Origin of the sequence: Aeromicrobium endophyticum, assembly GCF_003586285.1 — a bacterium.
In the GTDB taxonomy this organism is placed as follows: domain Bacteria; phylum Actinomycetota; class Actinomycetes; order Propionibacteriales; family Nocardioidaceae; genus Aeromicrobium; species Aeromicrobium endophyticum.
In genome coordinates, this window is sequence record NZ_QUBR01000003.1 from 150,729 (window position 1) to 169,902 (window position 19,174).

Consider the following 19,174-nt stretch of genomic DNA (forward strand, 5'->3'; position numbering starts at 1 on the left):
GGCGAACGTAGCCAGGGTGTGCTGCGGGGTCAACGATCAGCGGGAGGACTGGCGGCCACTGCTCACCGGCTGGACGTATTCGCGTTCCGCGTCCGCTGAGTGGACGCTACGATCGGCACATGGCAGGAGAAGGCATCGAGGTGGTGTCGCGCGTCGGTGCGTTGCTGCGCGGCATCTCCGCCCACGAGCCGTCCGGCGCCTCGACGACCGAGGTCGCCCGCTCCGTCGGCATGGCCAGGCCGACCGCCCATCGGCTGCTGGGCTCGCTGGCCCGCGAGGGCCTGGTCGATCGCGACGAGCGCACGGGTCGCTGGCACCTCGGGCCCGAGCTGTACCTGCTGGGCACATCGGCTGCGGCCCGCTACGACATCAGCCGTCACGCGCGCGCGATCGTCCACGAGCTGGCCGAGACGACCGGCGAGAGCGCGTTCCTGTCGGCGCGCCGAGGCGACGAGACGGTGTGCCTGCTCCGCGAGGACGGCAGCTTCCCGCTGCGCTCGCACGTGCTGCACGAAGGCATCCGGTTCCCCTTGGGCGTCGCGTCCGCGGGGCTGGTCATCCTGGCGCACCTCAACGAGCGTGAGCTGGCGACCTTCCTGGACGGCGCCGACCTCGTGCCCGAGTGGGGCGAGCAGCATGCGCGGTCGGCGCTGGCCGGGCGGATCCGCGAGACCCGCGACGCCGGCTTCGCGACCAATCCCGGTCTCGTGGTCGAGGGCAGCTGGGGGATGGGTGCGGCCGTGTTCGACGGTGCGGGGTCGCCGGCGTGGGCGCTGTCGCTGACCGGGGTCGAGTCGCGCTTCCGCGACGAGCGGCGGCCCGAGCTCGGACGGCTGCTGCTCGACCGTGCCCATCGCCTCACGCAGCTGCTGCGGCAGACGCGCTGAGCGGGCGGGCATGGACGGTTCGGCGAGGGGTACAGCGGTCGCATGACGAGCACGAGCAGCACCACGAGCAAGACGCACGACACGAGCGGGCGGACGCTCGCGTGGGCCGTGCTCGCGGCCGCCGTGATCGAGGTCGTGGCGCCCGTCGTGACGATCAACGGCCCCGGCAGCTCGCCGGGCAGCGGGTCCGGCCCCGAGCTGCTCATCACGCCCGTCGGCTGGGCGTTCTCGATCTGGGGCGTCATCTACGCGCTCGCGATCGTGCAGGCCGTGGCAGCGCTCGTCACGCGTGCCGACGTGCCGACGCGGCTGCAGGTCGACCTGGTCGTGCTCTACCTGGGTGGCGCCCTGTGGATCGCGCTGGCGGGCCTCGACAGCAGTGCCGCGACCGCAGGCGCCCTGCTGCTGATGCTCGTCGCCGCCGTCGACGCCGTCCTGACGGTGCGCCACGTGTCTCTTGCGCCGCACTGGTTGTCGGTGCTCACCCAGGTGTCCGTCGGGCTGTACGCCGGATGGGTGACCGCCGCGTTCTTCCTCAACGCGTCGACCGCGTCGGTCGATGCGGGCCTGGTCGAGGCGGCCGACGTCGGCTGGCAGCTCGTGGTCGTGGTGGTCGCCGTGGCCACGCTGATGACATTCATCGTGATGACCCGCGGCAACACCGCCTTCGCGCTGGCCGGCACGTGGGCCATGATCGGCATCGCCGTGACGGGCCGCTCGAACGGCACCGACGAGGTGCTCGTCGCGGCGGTCGTGGCCGCCGTCGTCCTGTTGGCGGTACTGGTGGCCGTGCGCCGGTCGGGCGGTCTTCGTCGCACCTAGGGTGCTGTCATGAGCTCTCCGGTCGTCATCGTCGTCGCAGCGGGTCCAGGAGTCAGCGGGTCGGTCGCCCGGCTGCTCGCGAGCCAGGGTTGGCGCGTGGGGCTGCTCGGGTCCGACGAGGGTGCGGTGCGTGAGCTCGCCGACAGCATCCCGTCCGCCGACGACGGCGTGCGATGGGCCGTGGCCGACGTCACCGACGAGCCTGCGGCGCGGGCGGCCGTGACGCGGCTGGCCGACGGCTTCGGGCGCATCGACCTGCTGCACTTCAACCCCAGTGCCTACCGGGGGAGCGATCCCTTGCAGCTGACGGTCGACGAGCTGCTCGCCGACGTGGCCGTCGGGGTCGGGGCGCTGCTGACGTCGGTGCAGGCCGCGCGGCCGTTCATGTCGGACGGTGCGCGTATCACCGTCACGGGCAGCATGGCCGCCGACGAGCCGTCAGCGGGTGCCGCGTCGCTCGGCGTCCAGAAGGCCGGGGTCCGCAACCTCGTGCACAGCGTCGACGCCCGCCTCTCGGCCGACGGCATCCGTGCGGTCTCGGTGACGGTGCGGGGCGTGCTGTCCGCCGAGGGGGCCTTCACGCCCGACCGCGTGGCTGCGGCGATCGTCGCTGCGGCTCGGCAGGACCCGTCGGCCTGGCGCACCGAGGTGCCGTACAGCGGATGAGGCCCGGACGTGCGACAGGCGGCACCCCCGGAGGGGTGCCGCCTGTCGCGGGTGGTGCTGGGTGACTCAGTTGCCGGCGACGCGACGCTTGAGGGCAGCAGCCGGCTTGAACGCGGCCGACGTCGACGCGGCGATGTCGATCGACTCGCCGGTCTGGGGGTTGCGGCCCGTGCGGGCGGCGCGCTCGCGGGTCTCGAACGTGCCGAAACCGGACAGGACGACCTGGTTGCCGTCGGCGAGCTGGTCGGCGATTCCGTCGAGCACGGCGTCGAGGGCGGCGGACGCGTCGGTCTTCGACGAGCCGGTCTTGTCAGCGACGTGGGCGATGAGCTCGTTCTTGTTCACAACTTCTCCTGAAGGGTAGGTCTTGTCGTGCCTGACGGCACCGACTCGACACTAGCGGCTCTGAACGTCCAGAGGGCGGCACGGAGGGTGTTTTGCGCCTGCAATTGCGCCGAACGGGGCCGAAATACCGCCTCTGGAGCGTTCACGAGGCCCTCAGAGGCTCAGTCGCGCCCGGGCCTGCTCGTACTCGGCCGTCATCTGGGCGACGAGATCGGCGACCGGGACGACGTGGTTGATGGCTCCGACGCCCTGTCCGGCGCCCCAGATGTCCTTCCAGGCCTTGGCGTCGCCGGTGCTGCCCGAGCCGAAGTTCATCGCGCTGGGGTCGGAGACCGGCAGGTCGTCGGGGTCGAGCCCGGCCGCCGCGATGCTGCCTCGCAGGTAGTTGCCGTGGATGCCGGTGAACAGGTTGCTGTAGACGATGTCGGACGCGGTGCTGTCGGCGATCATCTGCTTGTACTCGGGCTGGTTGTTGGCCTCGGTGGTGGCGAGGAACGCCGAGCCCACGTAGGCGAAGTCGGCACCGGCGGCCTGGGCGGCCAGGACCGAGTTGCCGTGGGCGATGGCGCCCGACAGCAGGAGCGGCCCGTCGAACCAGCTGCGGATCTCCTGCAGGAGCGCGAACGGCGACTGCGTCCCGGCGTGGCCGCCGGCGCCTGTCGCGACGGCGATGAGGCCGTCCGCGCCCTTGTCGATCGCCTTGCGCGCGAAGGTGTCGTTGATGACGTCGTGCAGCACGATGCCGCCGTACGAGTGCACCGCGTCGTTGATGTCGGTGCGGGCGCCGAGCGACGTGATGACGATCGGCACCTGGTGCTCGACGACGACCTCCATGTCGGCCTCGAGCCGATCGTTGGAGCGGTGCACGATCTGGTTGACGGCGAAGGGGGCGGCGGGCCGGTCGGGGTGCTCGGCCGTGAAGGCGGCCAGCTCCTGCTCGATGCGGGTCAGCCACGTCGTCAGCTCGGAGGCGGGACGCGCGTTGAGTGCCGGGAACGAGCCGATGACGCCGGCCTGGCACTGGGCGATCACGAGCTCGGGGCCGGACGCGATGAACATCGGCGACGCCACCACGGGCAGGGCGAGCGGCTGGGTCAGGATCGGGGGCAGTGCCATGGGGCGTCCTCTGGTGGTCGTCGGTCGGTCGGGACCATGCTAGGCCAAGGGTGCAACTCGATGCATAGTATCTGTGACGTGCATCTCGCCGTGTTTCGTGAGCGAGGTGACGGGACGCACTCGGCGGAATGCTCGCCCATACTCACAGTATGTGAGATTCTCACGGTATGAACCCCTCCGAGGTCCCACCCCTGCCGCGGGTCGACGTGCTGATCCGCGAGTCGCGCCGGCTGGCCGAGATCCCCGGCCTCGCCGAGCAGGCGCTCCGCTGGCACCACGACGCCGTCGACCGGCGAGCCGTCGTGGCGCGTGAGGCGCAGCGGCTCGCGACTCCGCGGTTGTGGCCCGACACCGTCTCGTCCCTCGCGAGCACGGCCTGGCGCGTCGTCGGCGTGGCCGCCCCGGCCGCTCCGTTCCAGCTGCTCGCGGTCGCCGCGGCCGCCGTCGGGCTCCGGGTCGAGCCGCCACGGGCCAGCGCCGCAACCCTGGCCCGGGTGCAGCGATTGGTACGGGCCAGTGGGCCGGCCTACGTCAAGCTCGGCCAGTTCATCGCGACCGGCGACGGTCTGGTGCCCGACGAGTGGGTCACGGCCTTCGCCTGGTGCCGCGACGAGGCGCCGCCGCTCGAGACGGGGGTCGCGCAGCAGGTCGTCGACCGCGAGCTCGGCCCCGAGCGGCAGCGCCTGGCGTGGCTCGACGACGAGCCGCTCGCGGCGGGGTCGATCGGCCAGGTCCATCGCGGACGCCTGACCGACGGCACCGACGTCGTGGTGAAGGTGCTGCGACCCGGGCTGCGCAAGCGGTTCCGCACCGACATCGAGACGCTCGCGCTGGCGGCCGCCGCGGCCGAGAAGGTCAACGCCGGTGCCCGCTCGGCGAATCTGACCGGATTCGTCGAGCTGTTCGCGCAGCTGGCGCTCGAAGAGCTCGACTTCCGCCTCGAGGCTGCCAACCTGGTCGACTCCAGCGCGGTGCTCGAGGCGATGGGCGCGGACGAGATGCTGGCCCCGCGCCCGATCCCCGGCATGGTCACCGAGCAGGTGCTCGTCATGGAGCTGTTGCCCGGCGTCGCCTACACACGTCTCGACCCCGCGGCCGGCCTCGACGGCGACCGCCTGCTGCGGACCGGCATCCGAGGGGTCGTCGAGGCGACGCTCAAGCACGGCGTCTTCCACGGCGACCTGCACGCCGGCAACGTGCTGGTCGACCCGGCGACGGGCAGGTTCTCGCTCGTCGACTTCGGTATCGCCGGGCGTCTGACGGCCGACCAGCGCGCCGGGCTCGTGCACTACCTGGGCGCTTGGGCGGGCGGTGACGCGCGCGGCCAGATCGAGGCCATGCAGGCATTCGGGGCGATCGGTCGCGCCGCGAGCATCGAGCCGCTGGTGGGCGAGCTGCAGCGCGAGCTCGACGAGCTGGCGGCGCGGGCCAACGGCGACGTGACGTTCGACCAGCTGGGCGCCACGCTCGGACGCCTGCTGCAGGTGCTGGCGCGCCACGGCTTCAGGATGCCGAAGGACCTGGTGCTGTTCTTCAAGAACCTGCTCTACCTGGCCGGCTTCGCGGCCAGCGTCGCCCCGGAGGCCGACGTGCTGGCGGTCGTGCAGGACATCCTGCTCGAGCTGCTGGCCGATCCCTCGTCAGGCGTGCTGGTGGCGTGAGCCGCGCGGCTCAGCGTCGGCGGTCGCGGACCTTCTGCACGGCCGACCTGATGCGGGCCTGGTTCTCGGGCTTGCGCGCCTCGGTGTAGACCTTCTTGGCGACCCCGACAGCGACGATCCCTCGTGAGAGCTTCATGCCGGGCAGGTACCCCGCGGGCGCGGCGCCATGCGGCCGCGCCCGCGGACAGTCGCTACTTCGACGCGTCGTCGAGCGTCGGGTAGTCGATGTAGCCCTCGGCCCCGCCGCCGTAGAACGTCTTCGAGTTGGGCTCGTTCAGCTCGGCACCCGTGCGCCAGCGCGTCTCGAGGTCGGGGTTGGCGATGTACTCGCGTCCGACGGCGACCAGGTCGGCGAGTCCGCCGTCGACGATCTGCTCGACCTCGTCGAGCGTCGTGACGCTGGCGAAGCCGGAGTTGGCGATCACGATGCCGCCGAAGCGGGTGCGCAGATCGGCGAACAGCTCGGTGGTCGGATCGGCCAGCACGCTGAGGTAGGCCAGTCCCAGGGGCGCGAGGCCGTCGACCAGGCGTCCGTAGGTCGCGGCCACGTCGGCGGCGTCGTCCTCGACGACACCCTGCACGTTGTGGGCGGGCGAGATGCGGATGCCGACCTTGTCGGCGCCGATCGCCTCGGACACGGCCCGGGCGACCTCGAGCACGAGGCGCGCGCGGTTCTCGGGCGAGCCGCCGTACTGGTCGGTGCGGACGTTCGACTTCGGGCCGAGGAACTGGTGCAGCAGGTAGCCGTTGGCCGCGTGCAGCTCGACGCCGTCGAGGCCGGCCTCGATCGCGCTGCGCGAGGCGTGCACGAACTCCTCGACGATGCCGGGGATCTCGTCGGTCTCGAGCGCGCGCGGCACGGCGTGGTCGAGCTGACCGTCAGCGGTGACGATCTGGCCCTCGAGCTGGATGGCGCTGGGCGCCACGGTCTCGAGGCCGTGCTTGTTGTCGGGGTGCGCGATGCGTCCGACGTGCATGAGCTGGACGACGATGCGTCCGCCGCGGGCGTGCACCTCGTCGGCGACGGCCCGCCAGCCCTCGATCTGCTCGGGGGAGTGGATGCCGGGCGTGTTCAGGTAGCCCTGGCCCACTGCGCTGGGCTGGGTGCCCTCGGTGATGATGAGCCCCGCACCGGCCCGCTGGCCGTAGTAGGTGACGGCGATGTCGCGCGGCACCTGCTTCTCGCCGGCGCGGTTGCGGGTCAGCGGCGCCATCACGAAGCGCTGCGGGAGGTCCCAGGCACCGACCTTGATCGGCTCGAACACATCTGACATGACTGCTCCTGAACGTTGCGGAGGCACCGTCGGTGGACGCGTGCCTCACAGGTCAACACCGCGCACGCCGACCCATTCCCGGACGGCCGTGTGGCGAACCGGACACCGTTCAGAGTTGCGAGCCGTAGCCCTCGCGGTATGTCGGGTACTGCGGCACCCAGCCACTGGCGCGCAAACGGCCGTTGTCGAGCCGCTTGCCGTGTCCCTGCGCGGGATTGGCAGGAGGTGGCGAGGGTGGCGCGTCGGGGCCGAGGCGGGCGGCCACGAAGGCCGCCACGTCGCCGAGCAGCGACGGCTCGTCGTCGGTGCCGAGGTAGAGCCCCGACGGGGCCTCGGCCCGGGTGAGCAGGTGGACGGCCGCGGCCGCCGCGTCGTCGCGGTGGATGCGATTGGTCCAGCGGTGGGGATCGGTGACCTCGCCGCGACGCACCTGGTCGACGAGCCGCGGCTCGCCGTGCCCGTACAGGCCCGAGAGGCGCAGCACCGTGCCGCCCGGCACTCGTTCGGCGAACACCCGCTCGGCCTCGAGCAGCATCCGGCCCGGACCGTCGCCCGGGCGGCACGGGCTCGACTCGTCGAGCAGCTCGCCGGGCTCGGAGTCGCCGAACACCGCGGTGGACGAGATCAGCACGGCGCGCCGGGGCACCTGCCCGTCGGCGTCGAGGGCGTCGAGCGCGCGGGCCATGCCGTCGACGTAGGTGGCGCGGTACGACTCTTCGCTGCGCGGTCGGGCCGTCAGGGCGACCACCAGGTGCTCGAGGTCGAGCGGGGGCAGCACGGGCCGGTCGCGCGTGAGGTCGGCCGACAGCCCGTGCAGGGGAGCGGGGACCAGCTCGGCGCGCCGTCGGATCGCGACGACGTCGTGGCCGAGGGCGGCGAGCCGCAGGCCGATGTCGGCGCCCAGGTCGCCGCAGCCGACGAGCAGCGTGTCGGCGGCCATCAGAACGGCGGCCAGGGGATCGCGGGCATCTCGCCCCGTGGTCGCGGGAACTGTCCGGCTGCCAGCAGGCGGTCGCATCGCGCAGCGAGCGCGTGGAGCTCGCGGCCGGTCAGCAGCGGGGCCAGGGACGCGCCGAGGTCGTCGGCCAGGGCCCCACGCACGCGCTCGACGCCGTCGACCTCGGACGGGTCGAGCGGCTCGCCGACCCATCCCCACAGGACGGTGCGCAGCTTGTGCTCGGCGTGGAACGTCAGGCCGTGGTCGATGCCGAAGCGGTGGCCGCCGGGCATCTCCAGCACGTGGCCGCCCTTGCGGTCGGCGTTGTTGGTGATGACGTCGAAGACGGCCATGCGGCGCAGCTGGGCGGAGTCCTCGTGGATCAGCGACACCGGACGGTCCTGGGCGTCGTAGCCGTCGAAGACGTGGCGCCATCCGCGCTCGGGCACCTCGGACGACGCCACCAGGTCGACGGCGTCCTGGGCCGGGTCGACCTCCTGCCACAGCTGCACCATGCCCGGGCCGAGCGGCCCGTCGCGCAGCCAGGTGCGCGGCACGACGTCCCACCCCAGGGTCTCCGACACCAGGTAGGCGGCGATCTCGCGGTGTGCGAGCTGCCCGTCGGGGAAGTCCCAGAGGGGCTGTTCGCCGGCCATGGGCTTGTAGACGACGCTCACGTCGCCGATCGTGCCGACGAACGTGGCGTTGGACGCCGACATGAGGCGTCCCTCGAGCTCGATGTCGCCGCTGGCGAGATCGGCCTCGATCGTCACCGGAACCCTTCGGGCAGCTCGCACACGTGGTCGTCGCCGTCCATCGGCACGCCGCACAGCACGCACAGGGGACGGCCGGCGCCGGCGACCTCGCGGGTGCGCTTGGCGAAGGCGCGTGCCGTGCCGACGGGGATGCGCACGCGCAGCACCTCGTCGGGCTCGATCTCGATCTCGACCTCCTGGCCCGAGTCGAGGTCGTCGACGTCGACCACCAGGAGCGGGTAGGCGTCGATCACGATCTGGAGCGTCTGCGGGTCCCAGCCGAGGCTCATCGCACCGGCCCTGAACTCCTCCTCGACGGGCTGCGCGAGGGGGTCGTTGTCGACGAGGCCCTCGGGCGTCAGAGCGGGCACGCTGTAGGGATTGCCCTGCTCGCCCATCAGCTCGTCGAGCACCTCCTCGATGCGCTCGGCGAGGGCGACGGCCTGCTCCTTCTCGAGCGAGACGCTGACCAGGCGCGAGCCCTGCTGGGCCTGGAGGTAGAAGGTGCGAGCCCCGGGCTGGCCGACCGTGCCGACGACCACGCGGTCGGGCCAGTCGAATCCATGGACGATCGGTGGCATGCGATCCACCTTAGTCGCGCACGCCAGGAGCGTCAGGTGTGGTGGCCTCGTGGCCTGCTCCGCCGCCGACCTGGGCGTCGCCCGCGGCTGGTGCGGCGCGCAGCCACGACAGGTCGCCGGCATCGGTGTTGGTCGAGACGACGTCGGGGCGGCTCGCTCCGTAGCGCACGATCGAGACCGAGGCGGGGTTGACGCCGATGCGCTGGAACAGGTCGAGGTGCATGCCGAGGGCATCGGCCAGGATCGACTTGATGACGTCGCCGTGGCTGACCGCGACCCAGACCGCGCCGGGACCGTGCTCGGCCTCGAAGGCGGCGTCGTGACGACGGATCGCCGCGACGGCTCGCGCCTGCATCGCCTGCATCGACTCGCCGCCCGGGAACACCGCGGCCGACGGCTGCGCCTGGACGACCTTCCAGAGGTCCTCGGTCGCGAGGTCGCTGAGCGTGCGACCCTGCCAGTCGCCGTAGTCGCACTCGGTGATGCCCTTGTCGACGGTCGTGGCAGGCGAGGCGTCCTGGTGGGCCAGGATCGCGCGGGACGTCTGGCGGCACCGCTCGAGCGGGCTCGACACCAGTCCCACGAGCGGGACGACCGCGAGCCGCTCGCCCGTGCGATCGGCCTGCCGGCGCCCGGTCTCGTCGAGCTTGACGCCGGCGGTGCGGCCGGCGAGGACGCCCGAGGCGTTGGCGGTGGTGCGGCCGTGCCGCACCAGGATGACTGTGGCCATGCCGCCGAGCCTACGGGGCGCTCAGCGGCGGCCCTCGAGCATCTCGTCGACCGTCGCGAACTTGACCCGCGGACGCCCGGCGGTCGTGCCCCGCGCGCGCTCGAGCTCGTCGATCTTCTTCATGCGGCGGCGACCGACGACGTCGAGGCCGCGCGATCGCAGCATCTTGGCGAACGAGCGTCCGGCGGACGGCCGGGACGGCTCGGGCAGGCGGTGGTCACGGGCGTCCTGCAGGAGCGTCGAGACGGTCTCCTGCGCATCGGTGCGGTTGGTGCCGATGCCGCCGTACGCGCCTCGCTTGATCCATCCGACGACGTAGGCGCCGGGCACGGGCTGACCGGTGGCGAGGTCGACCACGCGGCCGCCCTCGTGGGGGACCGTGGACGTCACCTCGTCGAACGGCAGACCCGCGACGGGTGACCCGCGGTGGCCGGTCGACCGCACCACCAGCCGGGTGCTCACGTCGACGCGGCGGTCGGTGCCGGCCCGACCGAGCCGGACGCCCTCGACGCACTCGGCTCCCGTGACCTCGTCGACCGTGCGGTGGAACGACAGCACGAGCCGGCGCCCCTGCGGCGGCGGGCTCGACCAGTCGACGTCCACCAGCGGCAGCGCGCCGAGCAGGGCCGCCTTCGACCCCGGTGTCGCGGCGGCGATCTCGTCGGCCACCTGGCCGTCGGCCTCGATCACGACGTCGATGCCGCGCGGCATCATCAGCAGCTCGGGCCGCGTGAACGCCGCCTGGTCGGGGCCGCGGCGGCCCACCACGACGACCTCGCGCACGGGGGCGTCGCGCAGTGCCGCGAGGGCGTGGTCGGCGATGTCGGTGCGCCCGAGCGTCTCGACGTCGCCCAGCAGGATGCGCGCGACGTCGAGGGCGACGTTGCCGTTGCCGACCACGACGACCCGATCGGTCGAGACGTCGACGGCTGCGGGGTCGACGTCGGTGTGGCTGTTGTACCAGCCGACGACCTCGGGCGATCCGTGCACGCCGCGCAGGTGCTCACCGGGCACGTCGAGCGGCCGGTCGAGGCGGGCGCCCACGGCGTAGACGACGGCGTCGTGGTGCGCGAGCAGGTCGTCGTGGTCGACGTCGCGTCCGACCTCGACGTTGAGGAACATGCGGGTGCGCGGGTGGTCGTACGTCCAGCCGAACATCTCGGCGAGGCGCTTGGTGTCGGGGTGGTCGGGGGCGACGCCGGCACGCACCAGGCCGCCCGCGACGGGCAGGCGGTCGATCATCGAGACGTGGGCCGAGGACGTCGTCAGCAGCTCGCGCGCGGTGTACGAGGCAGCGGGGCCCGTGCCGACGACCGCGATCCGCAGCGGCCGCTCGCGCGGTGCCTCCACCACGGGGAACGTCGGAGCCGACCAGGTCGCATCCACCGTCCGGTCGTCGTAGAAGGCGGCGTTGATGTCGCCGAAGACCTGCTCGTCGCCGGTCAGCAGCTCGAGCGGCTTGATCGCCGAGACGGGGCACGCGTCGGCGCAGGCGCCGCAGTCGATGCAGCTCTTGGGGTCGACGTAGACCATCTCGGTGTGCCCGAAGTCGGGCTCGCCCGGTGCGGGGTGGATGCAGTTGACCGGGCACACCGACATGCACGAGGCATCGGCGCAGCAGGCCTGGGTGACGACGTAGGTCATGGGGGGCGTCCGTTCGGGGTGGGCCGTGCTCAGAGCATGTGAGCGGCGCGGTAGCGACGCATCGCGGCAGGTGTGAGCAGGCCGGCCTCGGACAGGAAGTCCATGAGGTGGACGCAGCTGAGGCGCATCAGGTTGTGGTGGTGCTCGTTGGCCTTGGCGGCGGCGACGGCTCGCTTGCGGTCGAGACCGGCGGCCTCGTAGACGTCGTGGTTGACCATGCTGCGGACGATGATGAGCGCGGCGCTGGAGATGACCCACGCGCTCTGGCGCCGGCGCAGGGCGCTGACGCCCTCCAGGTGCTCGCGGATCTCGTGACGCGCGAACTTCATGTGCCGCGCCTCCTCGACCACGTGGATCTTGCTGGTCGTGCGCACGATGGGCAGCACGTTCTCGCCGCGCATCCAGTCGCGCTGCATGACGTCGAGGATCTCCTCGGCCACCAGGATCGAGCCGTAGGCGACCTCGTTGGCGGCGACGGACTTGAGCGCGCGCGCTGCCTCGACGATCGGGCGGGCCGGCGTGTAGTGCGGCACGTCCATGGCCTGGCAGGCACGGGCGAACATCAGCGAGTGGCGGCACTCGTCGGCGATCTCGGTGAGCGCGAACTGGAAGGACGAGTTCGTGACGTCGGCGGTGTACTGCTCGCGCAGCAGCATCTGCTGCAGGATCATCTCGAACCAGATGCCGGTGCTCATGATCGAGCCGACCTCGTGGCGGGTGAGGACGACCCGCTGCTCCTCGCTCATCTCGTCCCAGAGGGGAGTGCCGTAGAGCGTCGACCACTCGGGGTTGAGCCCGTAGTGGGACGGGTCGAGGGGCGTGTCCCAGTCGACCTCGGTCTGCGGGTCGTACGAGAGCTTCTGCGACGACACGAGCAGGCGTGCCAGCTCGTCGTCGGGGTCGATCGAGGTGCGGAACTCATCGGCGGTGATCGTCATCGTGGCCTCCGGAGATATATGACATCACGTATGTGACATCGACGATGAACAATAGCGTACCGCGAGTATGTGAAATGTCCAGGGCTACAGCCCGAGCAGTTCCTCGAGCAGGTTCCTGGGGGTCGAGGACGGCACGGGAGCCGCGGGGGTGGAGGGGGCCGCGGGCGACTCGGCCGCCGGCGCGGCGGTCGTGGACGGGCGCCGCGTGGGGGACGCGCTGGGGAGCGGTCGGGCCGCACGCGTCGGCGACGTCCGGGGGCGCGGGACGGTGGAAGGGCGGACCGTCGCGGCAGGCTCCTGCGGGGCAGAGGCGTCGGTCGTCCCGCTCCTGGGCGCCGGGGCGGCGGGCCGGGTCGGGTCGATGGAGGCAGGACCGCCCGGGCTGCTGGACGGCACCTGTGCCGCTGCCGCGGGACGCTCGGGGGCGTCGTCCCGCGAGAAGGCGACGACGGTCGAAGCGGCGACCGTGGCCACGACGGCTGCGGCGACGAGGCGGTGAAGGCGGCTGATGCGCATGTGGCGCTCCTGCGACGAGGTGGTGACGACCGTGCGGACGGGGCGACGCCCCGCTCAGGTCCAACGACCTGCTGTCCCGGGCGTCACGACACCGCAGGTCTCGGGGCATGCTCCGGTGGCTACCGTGGCCTGGACGACAGGGGAGGTGCCGTGTGGACGAGGTGGCGGTCGGCGAGGTCGCCCTCCAGCGCTCCCGGTGGCTGCAGGAGTGGCCGGAGTCGTGGTCGGACGGTGAGCGACGGGCCGACATGGTCGACCGCCACGCCTGGATCCACGCCGCGACGTCGCTCGCGCGCGGAAGGGGCGCACGCAGCCGGGTGGTGCCGTCCTGGCCGGCGTCGTCGTCCCGGCTGGCCGAGCAGGTCGTCCGCGACGAGCTCGGTGAGGCCGCGGCCGGCCCGGTCGCGCCGGTGACGGCTGAGGGGGGCGCTCCTCCGCTGCGCGTGGAGCGCTCGCGTCCTGGGTGGCACCTGACGGGCATCGCGTCGTGCACCCCGTGGTCGCCCGTGCCCCGTTCGCTGCTGGTGCTCGGCGTCGACGAGGGCGACAACGCGGTGGTCGCGCTCGTCGCCACCGAGACGTCCGGCGTCGAGGTGCGGCACCGGGCCGGCACGGCCGAGGTCCGGTTCGCCGACGTCGAGGTGGCCGAGCGACGGGTCGCTCACTCGGCCGACGCAGGAGCTGCGCTGCGCGAGCGACTGACCGTGTTCGGCCTGCTGGCTGCCCTCGACAGGCTCGACGACGGTGCGACGACCGAGAGCGAGCGCTCCGACATCGAGCTCTGTCGCGCCGCGGTCGGCGTGGCGGCACGCTCGACGAGGTCAGGTCGTCCGCTGGCCCGTCAGCACGACGTCTCGGCGGCGGCGGTCGTGGTGTTGCTGACGTGCGCACGCCTCGGCCTCGCGTTCGACGACGTTGGGCGCCTGGCGTGGCACCGCGAGCGGCTCGCGCCGCTGCTCTGACCCGGTGCCGGTCAGGCGTCGGTGGGGTCGGGCTCGGTCGCCGGCTCCCGGTCGGGCTCCGTGCCGGGCTCGGCGTCGGGAAGCACCTCGGGGAAGGCGGGATCGGGCAGCGCGGGAGCCTGGGGCTCGTCGGTCTGCGGCTCGTCGGTCTGGGGAGCATCCTCGCCGGGGGCGGCGGGGTTGGCGGGCTCGGGCGGGGCAACGGTCATGATTCCTCCGGTGGTCGGTGTCGTGGTGCCGTACCCCGGCCGTCGCCCCGCCAATCGCCGGCGTCAGCCCTGGCGGGCCTTCAGGCGAGGGTTGTTCTTGTTGATGACGAACGTGCGTCCGCCTCGGCGCACGACCTGGGAGCCGGGCTGGTTCTTCAGCGAGGCGAGGGAGTTGCGGACCTTCATGACTGTCCTCTCGGGCCGGGGACGTACCGGCACACATGACAACCGTTGTCATCTGGAGACTATTCCCAGTCGCGGTTGCCGCGGCCCTGCTTGATCGATCCGCGGCGCTTTTTGGCGTCCAGGCGACGCTGCTTCGACCCACGGGTCGGCTTGGTGGCGCGGCGATGGCGTGGTGGGACGACGGCCCGGGCCAGCAGCTCCTCGAGACGCACGCGAGCAGCCTCGCGGTTGCGGTGCTGCGAGCGGTACTGCGACGACACCACCGTGATGGTCCCGTCGACCAGTCGTCCGGCCAGGCGGCTCGCGGCGAGCTCCTTCTGGGCGGGGGAGAGGGCCGTGCTGTCGTCGAGCGACCAGATCAGCTCGACGCGGGTGTCGGACGTGTTGACGTGCTGGCCGCCGGCGCCCGACGAGCGGGAGAACCGCCACGACAGCTCGCCGTCGGGCAGGGCGAGCCTGCCCGGCGACGGCCGGGGCGCGTCGTGCGTCATCGTCGGTCGGACTCGGCGTCCGCGAGGATCAGGTACATGGCCTTGCGGGCGTCGTCGACGACCGCGGTGGCCTTCGCGCGCTGCTCGGGGGTGCCGGCCTGCGCGACCTGCTTCCAGGCGTTGATGAAGCCCTTGAGGTTGTGGGCGAACTCGTGCATCTCGTGGGACTGGTCGCCCTTGGCGGCCTCCCAGGGGGTGCCGAGCTCGTCGCGGTGCTCGTCGACGTACGTCGTGCCCTCGGGGGTGAGGGTCGCGGTCTTGCGTCCGTCGACGCGCTCGAACGAGATCAGGCCCTCGTCCTCGAGCTGCTGCAGCACGGGATAGATCGAGCCGGGGCTGGGGGTCCAGGACCCCTCGCTCCTCTCGCCGATCTCCTGGATCAGCTGGTAGCCGTGCTTGGGTGCCTCGGCCAGCAGGAGCAGGGCGGCGGCGCGCACGTCGCCGCCACGTCCGCCGCGCCGACGTCCGCGGGGACGGCCGGGGCCGCCGACGCCGAACCCCGGCCCGAAGCCGAGGTCGCCGCCGAACCCGCGGTCGGGGTTGTGCCGGCCGCGTCGGCGGTCGGACGGGTGGTGATGCTGTGAGAAGTCAGTGCTTCGCATGGGGTGACCCACTTTCCATCTGTCATCGGCACGTTGTCGATACCTAAACGATATATCGAAAACAGATCACATTCAACCCCACGTCCCGCCCCCGTCCCGCGAGTGGCGCAATCCTGCGTTTCTGGGACGGCGTGTCGCGCGAGACTGCGCCACTCGCGGCCTGGAATGCGCCACTCGACCGCGGGGCTGTGGACGCGGCGACGTGTCCACAGCCCCGAGAATGTCAGTGGAGCGCGACGTTCCCCGTGGTGACGGTGGAGGGATGGATCCCGTCCGTCACCGAGATGCCGAGGCGCGCGGCCTCAGCCCCCACCTGCTGCGCACCTCGTGGTTCGTCCACCCCGCCGCGGGGGTCGCGCAGCTTGCCTCCACGGCGGACGACCTCGCGTCCACGTGTCGTGCCGTCGCGATGGTGCTGCCCGACGACGTGGTGTTCACGCACGTGACGAGCGCGCGGCTGCGCGAGTGGTGGATGCCGCTGCTGGACGACCTGCCCCTCGTCGCCTGCAGCTGGCGTGAAGCGCCGCACGCCGACCGCCGCGGGGTGTACGTCCGGCGGTGCGGCATCCCGCCGGGTCACCGCGAGCGACTTGACGGCGTGCCGGTCGCCTCCGCCGAGTGGACGATCGTCGAGCTGGCCGAGCACCTCGCGCTGCTCGACCTCGTCGCGCTGATCGACTCGGCGCTGCACCTCGGGCACACCTCGGTCGACCTGATCCGGGCCACGATGGTGCCGGGCCGCAGGGGAGTCCGGGTGCTCCGGCGGGCGCTCGACCTCGTCGACGGTCGCAGCGAGTCGTGGTGGGAGACGATGCTGCGCCTGCTCCACGTGCTCTCGGGGTTCGAGGTCGAGCCCCAGCACGTCGTGCGCAACATCGCAGGCATCGAGGTCGCGCGCGGCGACCTGCGCATCACCGGTACCAACCGGCTGGCCGAGTACGACGGGTCGGACCATCGCGAACGAGGGCGGCACCAGCGCGACCTGCGGCGCGAGAAGGCCTTGGCCCGCGAGGGCATCGAGCGGTACGGCTACACCGCCACCGAGATCATCCACTCGCCCGAGCTCGTCGTGCGTGATGCCGAGACGGCGCGGGGGCTGGCACACGTCCCGGGACGCCTCGGGCTGTGGCGTGCGGAAGCGAGCTCGGCCACGGTCTCGGCTGCGGGTCAGCGGGCCCTGCGTCGACGACTCCAGCGTCTCGTGCGCATAACCTCTCCCCGCGCGAGTGGCGCGAGACCGCCCGCGAGTGGCGCAACCTCGTGAGACACGCCGTCCCGAAAACGCGAGACTGCGCCACTCGCGGATTCGGGGCGCGGGAAGGGGGCGGGGCGTGGGTCAGCCGCCGGCGACGTAGCTGGAGAGCTGGTCGCGCTCGAACTCGAGCTGCTCCATGCGGTGCTTGACGGCGTCGCCGATGCTGAGCACGCCCACGAGCCGTCCGTCGTCGAGCACCGGCACGTGCCGCACACGGTGCTGCGTCATGATCGCCATCAGGTCGGTGAAGGCGTCGTCGGGCGAGCACACCCGCACGTCGGTGGTCATGATGTCGGCCACCCGGGTGTCGCGCGCGTTCTCGACGTCGCGCAGCTTGCGGACGACGTCGCGCTCCGAGACGATGCCGAGCATCTGTGCGCCGTCGTCGCTGACCACCAGTGCGCCGATGTCGCGCTCGGCCAGCACGTCGAGCAGCTCACGCACCGTCACGGTCGGCGCGATCGTGAACACCTCGGTGCTTCCCTTCGAGGCCAGGACGTCGTGGACGCGCATGCGGGGCTCCTTCGTCGGCTCCTCGCACTGTAACCCCGGTCACACTCCGGAGGCGAGGGTCAGGGAGCCTCGTCGGCCGGCTCGCGCGTGAAGTCGAAGGCACGGACGTTGTCGCGCTCGGGCGCGGTCGCCCCGTCGTCCTCCGGCTCGTCGGTCCACGACAGGTCGAGCGGGCCGTCGTCGGGGAAGTGACCGACGTACGCCATGACGGCGTCGTGCAGGCGCGTGTTGGTGGCCAGGGCGTTGTCGCCCCAGGGTCCCGGCGCTCCCGCCAGGCTCGTGAACGTGCCACCGGCCTCGCGCACGATGACGTCGAGCGCCGCCATGTCCCACAGGTTGAGCTCGGGCTCGGTGGCGATGTCGACCGCGCCCTCGGCCAGCAGCATGTACGACCAGAAGTCGCCGTAGGCGCGCGTGCGCCAGCAGCGTCGCATCAGCGCCGCGAACGCCTGACCGCGTCCGATGGCGTCCCACCCGCCGAGCGAGGCGTACGACAGCGAGGCGGCCTCGAGGTCGCTCACCTGCGACACGCGGATCTGCCGCGACGACAGCAGCGACTTGCCGGTGTGCGCGCCGGTGCCCTTGCTGGCCCACCAACGGCGTCCGAGTGCCGGCGCCGACACGCAGCCCGCCACGATCTCGCCGTCCTCCTCGAGCGCGATCAAGGTGGCCCATACCGGGACGCCGCGGACGAAGTTGGAGGTGCCGTCGATCGGGTCGACGATCCACCGGCGTCCGCCGGGCCCGTTCGTGCCCTCCTGCTCGCCCTGCTCCTCGCCCAGGACGACGTCGCGCGTGCGCGCCGACTTGAGCGTGCGCCGGATCGCGGTCTCGACGGCCTGGTCGGACTCGGTCACGTACGTCATGTCGGGCTTGGTGTCGACCTGCAGGTCGATCGCCAGGAACCGCTCCATCGACAAGCTGTCGGCGTTGTCGGCGAGCACGTGGGCGAGACGCAGGTCGTCGCCGTACGAGTGAGCCATGGCCCACAGGCTACGGCCTCACCGGCCCGCGGACGCCGCAGGACCCGCCCTAGTAGTCGTCGCGCTGGTTCATGCTGTCGAGGATGCGGCGGAACGACTCGACCCGCTCGCGGGCCAACGAGCCGTCGGCGACAGCGGCATCGAGGGCGCACTCGGGCTCGGCGGCGGTGTGCAGGCAGCCGCGCGGGCAGTCGCGGGCCGCGTCCTGCAGGTCGGGGAAGGCCTTGATGAGGTCGTCGACCTCGACGTGCGCCAGGCCGAACGAGCGGATGCCCGGCGTGTCGATGATCCAGCCGCCGAAGGGCAGCTCGAGGCTGATCGCGGACGTCGACGTGTGCCGACCGCGTCCGGTGACGGCGTTGACGTAGCTGACCGAGCGGTTGGCATCGGGGACCAAGGCGTTGACGAGCGTCGACTTGCCGACGCCGCTGTGGCCCACCAGCACGCTCGTGCGGTCGCGCAGCGCGTCGCGGACGACCTCGAGGTCGCCGCCCTGCCGCGTCACGACGACCTTCACGCCCAGGGGCTCGAGCATCGCGACGAGCTCGTCGGCCGAACCGAGGTCGGACTTGGTGAGGCACACCAGCGGCTGCATGCCGGCGTCGAAGGCGGCCACGAGGCACCGGTCGATGAGTCCTGCGCGCGGCGGAGGGTCTGCGAGCGCCGCGACGATCACGAGCTGGTCGGCATTGGCGACGATGATGCGCTCGACGGGGTCGTCGTCATCGGCGGTGCGACGCAGGACGGTGCGCCGCGGGGTCACCTCGACGATGCGTGCCAAGGACCCCTCGTCGCCCGACACGTCGCCCACCACGCGCACGTGGTCGCCGACCACGACGCCCTTGCGACCGAGGTTGCGCGACTTCATGGCCGTGATGACGCGGCTCTCGCTCCCTGAGCCCGTCGAAGGGTCGCTCCCGCTCCCTGAGCCTGTCGAAGGGTCGAGGGTCACGGTGTAGCGGCCGCGGTCGATCGTCACGACCCGGGCAGTGGCGGCCGCGTCGTAGTTGGGCCGCACCTTGGTGCGCGGCTTGGTGTGCCGGCGCGGGCGCTCGAACCGGTCGTGCTCGTCGCGTTCTCTGGCCATGACCCGGGCCGCCG

General features: G+C 72.1%; 24 protein-coding genes. 6 read left to right on the forward strand and 18 right to left on the reverse strand.

Features of this window, described 5'->3' with window-relative positions; translation table 11 throughout:
- The first annotated feature begins 119 nt into the window (after positions 1 to 119).
- The 3 genes from DX116_RS18905 to DX116_RS18915 are packed head-to-tail and all read left to right on the forward strand — an operon-like array spanning position 120 to position 2,375.
- The gene (locus DX116_RS18905; protein ID WP_119705855.1) at positions 120 to 887 is read left to right on the forward strand and encodes an IclR family transcriptional regulator; all 768 of its coding nucleotides are present in this window, start codon (positions 120 to 122) and stop codon (positions 885 to 887) included.
- A gap of 42 nt (positions 888 to 929) precedes the next feature.
- The gene (locus tag DX116_RS18910; protein WP_119705856.1) at positions 930 to 1,709 is read left to right on the forward strand and encodes a hypothetical protein; all 780 of its coding nucleotides are present in this window, start codon (positions 930 to 932) and stop codon (positions 1,707 to 1,709) included.
- A 9-nt stretch (positions 1,710 to 1,718) separates the two neighbouring features.
- Positions 1,719 to 2,375, forward strand: coding sequence for an SDR family oxidoreductase (locus DX116_RS18915; RefSeq protein ID WP_119705857.1), 657 nt, complete (start codon positions 1,719 to 1,721; stop codon positions 2,373 to 2,375).
- Between the two features lie 66 nt (positions 2,376 to 2,441).
- Here the strand turns inward: DX116_RS18915 and DX116_RS18920 are convergent, their stop codons facing one another.
- Positions 2,442 to 2,720: an HU family DNA-binding protein gene (locus DX116_RS18920; RefSeq protein WP_119705858.1), complete on the reverse strand. Its 279-nt coding sequence runs from the start codon at positions 2,718 to 2,720 to the stop codon at positions 2,442 to 2,444.
- A gap of 153 nt (positions 2,721 to 2,873) precedes the next feature.
- The gene (locus tag DX116_RS18925) at positions 2,874 to 3,836 is read right to left on the reverse strand and encodes an NAD(P)H-dependent flavin oxidoreductase (RefSeq protein ID WP_119705859.1); all 963 of its coding nucleotides are present in this window, start codon (positions 3,834 to 3,836) and stop codon (positions 2,874 to 2,876) included.
- A 167-nt stretch (positions 3,837 to 4,003) separates the two neighbouring features.
- Between DX116_RS18925 and DX116_RS18930 the strand changes: the two genes are divergently transcribed.
- Positions 4,004 to 5,497, forward strand: coding sequence for an ABC1 kinase family protein (locus tag DX116_RS18930; RefSeq protein WP_119705860.1), 1,494 nt, complete (start codon positions 4,004 to 4,006; stop codon positions 5,495 to 5,497).
- Between the two features lie 10 nt (positions 5,498 to 5,507).
- Here DX116_RS18930 and DX116_RS20440 read toward each other — a convergent pair whose 3' ends face one another.
- From DX116_RS20440 to DX116_RS19800, 9 genes are all read right to left on the reverse strand, one after another.
- Entirely contained in the window at positions 5,508 to 5,633 is a 126-nt protein-coding gene (locus DX116_RS20440) for a hypothetical protein (protein WP_267897704.1), read from the reverse strand.
- A gap of 55 nt (positions 5,634 to 5,688) precedes the next feature.
- Positions 5,689 to 6,771 (reverse strand): alkene reductase, encoded by a 1,083-nt coding sequence (locus tag DX116_RS18935; RefSeq protein WP_119705861.1) that lies wholly within the window; start codon positions 6,769 to 6,771, stop codon positions 5,689 to 5,691.
- Positions 6,772 to 6,880: 109 nt separating this feature from the next.
- The gene (locus DX116_RS18940) at positions 6,881 to 7,711 is read right to left on the reverse strand and encodes an NAD-dependent epimerase/dehydratase family protein (protein ID WP_119705862.1); all 831 of its coding nucleotides are present in this window, start codon (positions 7,709 to 7,711) and stop codon (positions 6,881 to 6,883) included.
- The gene (locus tag DX116_RS18945; RefSeq protein ID WP_119705863.1) at positions 7,711 to 8,481 is read right to left on the reverse strand and encodes an SCO1664 family protein; all 771 of its coding nucleotides are present in this window, start codon (positions 8,479 to 8,481) and stop codon (positions 7,711 to 7,713) included. Before DX116_RS18945 ends, DX116_RS18940 begins: the two co-directional genes overlap by 1 nt.
- The gene (locus tag DX116_RS18950; protein ID WP_119706000.1) at positions 8,478 to 9,044 is read right to left on the reverse strand and encodes a DUF3090 domain-containing protein; all 567 of its coding nucleotides are present in this window, start codon (positions 9,042 to 9,044) and stop codon (positions 8,478 to 8,480) included. Before DX116_RS18950 ends, DX116_RS18945 begins: the two co-directional genes overlap by 4 nt.
- Before the next feature lie 10 nt (positions 9,045 to 9,054).
- Positions 9,055 to 9,774 carry a histidine phosphatase family protein gene (locus tag DX116_RS18955; protein ID WP_119705864.1) on the reverse strand — a complete coding sequence of 240 codons (720 nt, stop codon included), beginning with the start codon at positions 9,772 to 9,774 and terminating at the stop codon, positions 9,055 to 9,057.
- A 21-nt stretch (positions 9,775 to 9,795) separates the two neighbouring features.
- Positions 9,796 to 11,418 carry an FAD-dependent oxidoreductase gene (locus tag DX116_RS18960; protein WP_119705865.1) on the reverse strand — a complete coding sequence of 541 codons (1,623 nt, stop codon included), beginning with the start codon at positions 11,416 to 11,418 and terminating at the stop codon, positions 9,796 to 9,798.
- Positions 11,419 to 11,447: 29 nt separating this feature from the next.
- Positions 11,448 to 12,356: an AurF N-oxygenase family protein gene (locus DX116_RS18965; RefSeq protein ID WP_119705866.1), complete on the reverse strand. Its 909-nt coding sequence runs from the start codon at positions 12,354 to 12,356 to the stop codon at positions 11,448 to 11,450.
- A gap of 84 nt (positions 12,357 to 12,440) precedes the next feature.
- A complete protein-coding gene (locus DX116_RS19800; protein WP_147393726.1) occupies positions 12,441 to 12,872 on the reverse strand; it encodes a hypothetical protein in 432 nt (143 codons plus the stop codon).
- A gap of 152 nt (positions 12,873 to 13,024) precedes the next feature.
- Here DX116_RS19800 and DX116_RS18975 point away from each other — a divergent pair, with 152 nt between their 5' ends.
- Positions 13,025 to 13,834: a hypothetical protein gene (locus DX116_RS18975; protein ID WP_147393727.1), complete on the forward strand. Its 810-nt coding sequence runs from the start codon at positions 13,025 to 13,027 to the stop codon at positions 13,832 to 13,834.
- Between the two features lie 11 nt (positions 13,835 to 13,845).
- On the opposite strand, the gene DX116_RS18980 is transcribed toward DX116_RS18975, so the two are convergent.
- The 4 genes from DX116_RS18980 to DX116_RS18995 form a co-directional block, all read right to left on the reverse strand.
- A complete protein-coding gene (locus DX116_RS18980) occupies positions 13,846 to 14,043 on the reverse strand; it encodes a hypothetical protein (RefSeq protein ID WP_119705869.1) in 198 nt (65 codons plus the stop codon).
- A gap of 63 nt (positions 14,044 to 14,106) precedes the next feature.
- Positions 14,107 to 14,229, reverse strand: coding sequence for a type B 50S ribosomal protein L36 (ykgO, locus tag DX116_RS18985; RefSeq protein ID WP_119705870.1), 123 nt, complete (start codon positions 14,227 to 14,229; stop codon positions 14,107 to 14,109).
- 59 nt (positions 14,230 to 14,288) lie between these two features.
- Entirely contained in the window at positions 14,289 to 14,720 is a 432-nt protein-coding gene (gene arfB / locus DX116_RS18990; protein ID WP_119705871.1) for an alternative ribosome rescue aminoacyl-tRNA hydrolase ArfB, read from the reverse strand.
- A complete protein-coding gene (locus tag DX116_RS18995) occupies positions 14,717 to 15,322 on the reverse strand; it encodes a PadR family transcriptional regulator (RefSeq protein WP_119705872.1) in 606 nt (201 codons plus the stop codon). The genes arfB and DX116_RS18995 overlap by 4 nt, the downstream gene beginning before the upstream one ends.
- Positions 15,323 to 15,584: 262 nt before the next feature.
- On the opposite strand from DX116_RS18995, the gene DX116_RS19000 reads away from it, so the two are divergent.
- Positions 15,585 to 16,586, forward strand: coding sequence for a hypothetical protein (locus DX116_RS19000; protein ID WP_119705873.1), 1,002 nt, complete (start codon positions 15,585 to 15,587; stop codon positions 16,584 to 16,586).
- A 72-nt stretch (positions 16,587 to 16,658) separates the two neighbouring features.
- On the opposite strand, the gene DX116_RS19005 is transcribed toward DX116_RS19000, so the two are convergent.
- The 3 genes from DX116_RS19005 to rsgA are packed head-to-tail and all read right to left on the reverse strand — an operon-like array spanning position 16,659 to position 19,160.
- The gene (locus DX116_RS19005) at positions 16,659 to 17,090 is read right to left on the reverse strand and encodes a CBS domain-containing protein (RefSeq protein WP_119705874.1); all 432 of its coding nucleotides are present in this window, start codon (positions 17,088 to 17,090) and stop codon (positions 16,659 to 16,661) included.
- A 59-nt stretch (positions 17,091 to 17,149) separates the two neighbouring features.
- The gene (locus tag DX116_RS19010; protein WP_119705875.1) at positions 17,150 to 18,073 is read right to left on the reverse strand and encodes an inositol monophosphatase family protein; all 924 of its coding nucleotides are present in this window, start codon (positions 18,071 to 18,073) and stop codon (positions 17,150 to 17,152) included.
- 49 nt (positions 18,074 to 18,122) lie between these two features.
- Complete coding sequence (rsgA, locus tag DX116_RS19015; protein ID WP_119705876.1) at positions 18,123 to 19,160, reverse strand: ribosome small subunit-dependent GTPase A; 1,038 nt, start codon at positions 19,158 to 19,160, stop codon at positions 18,123 to 18,125.
- Positions 19,161 to 19,174: the final 14 nt, after the last annotated feature.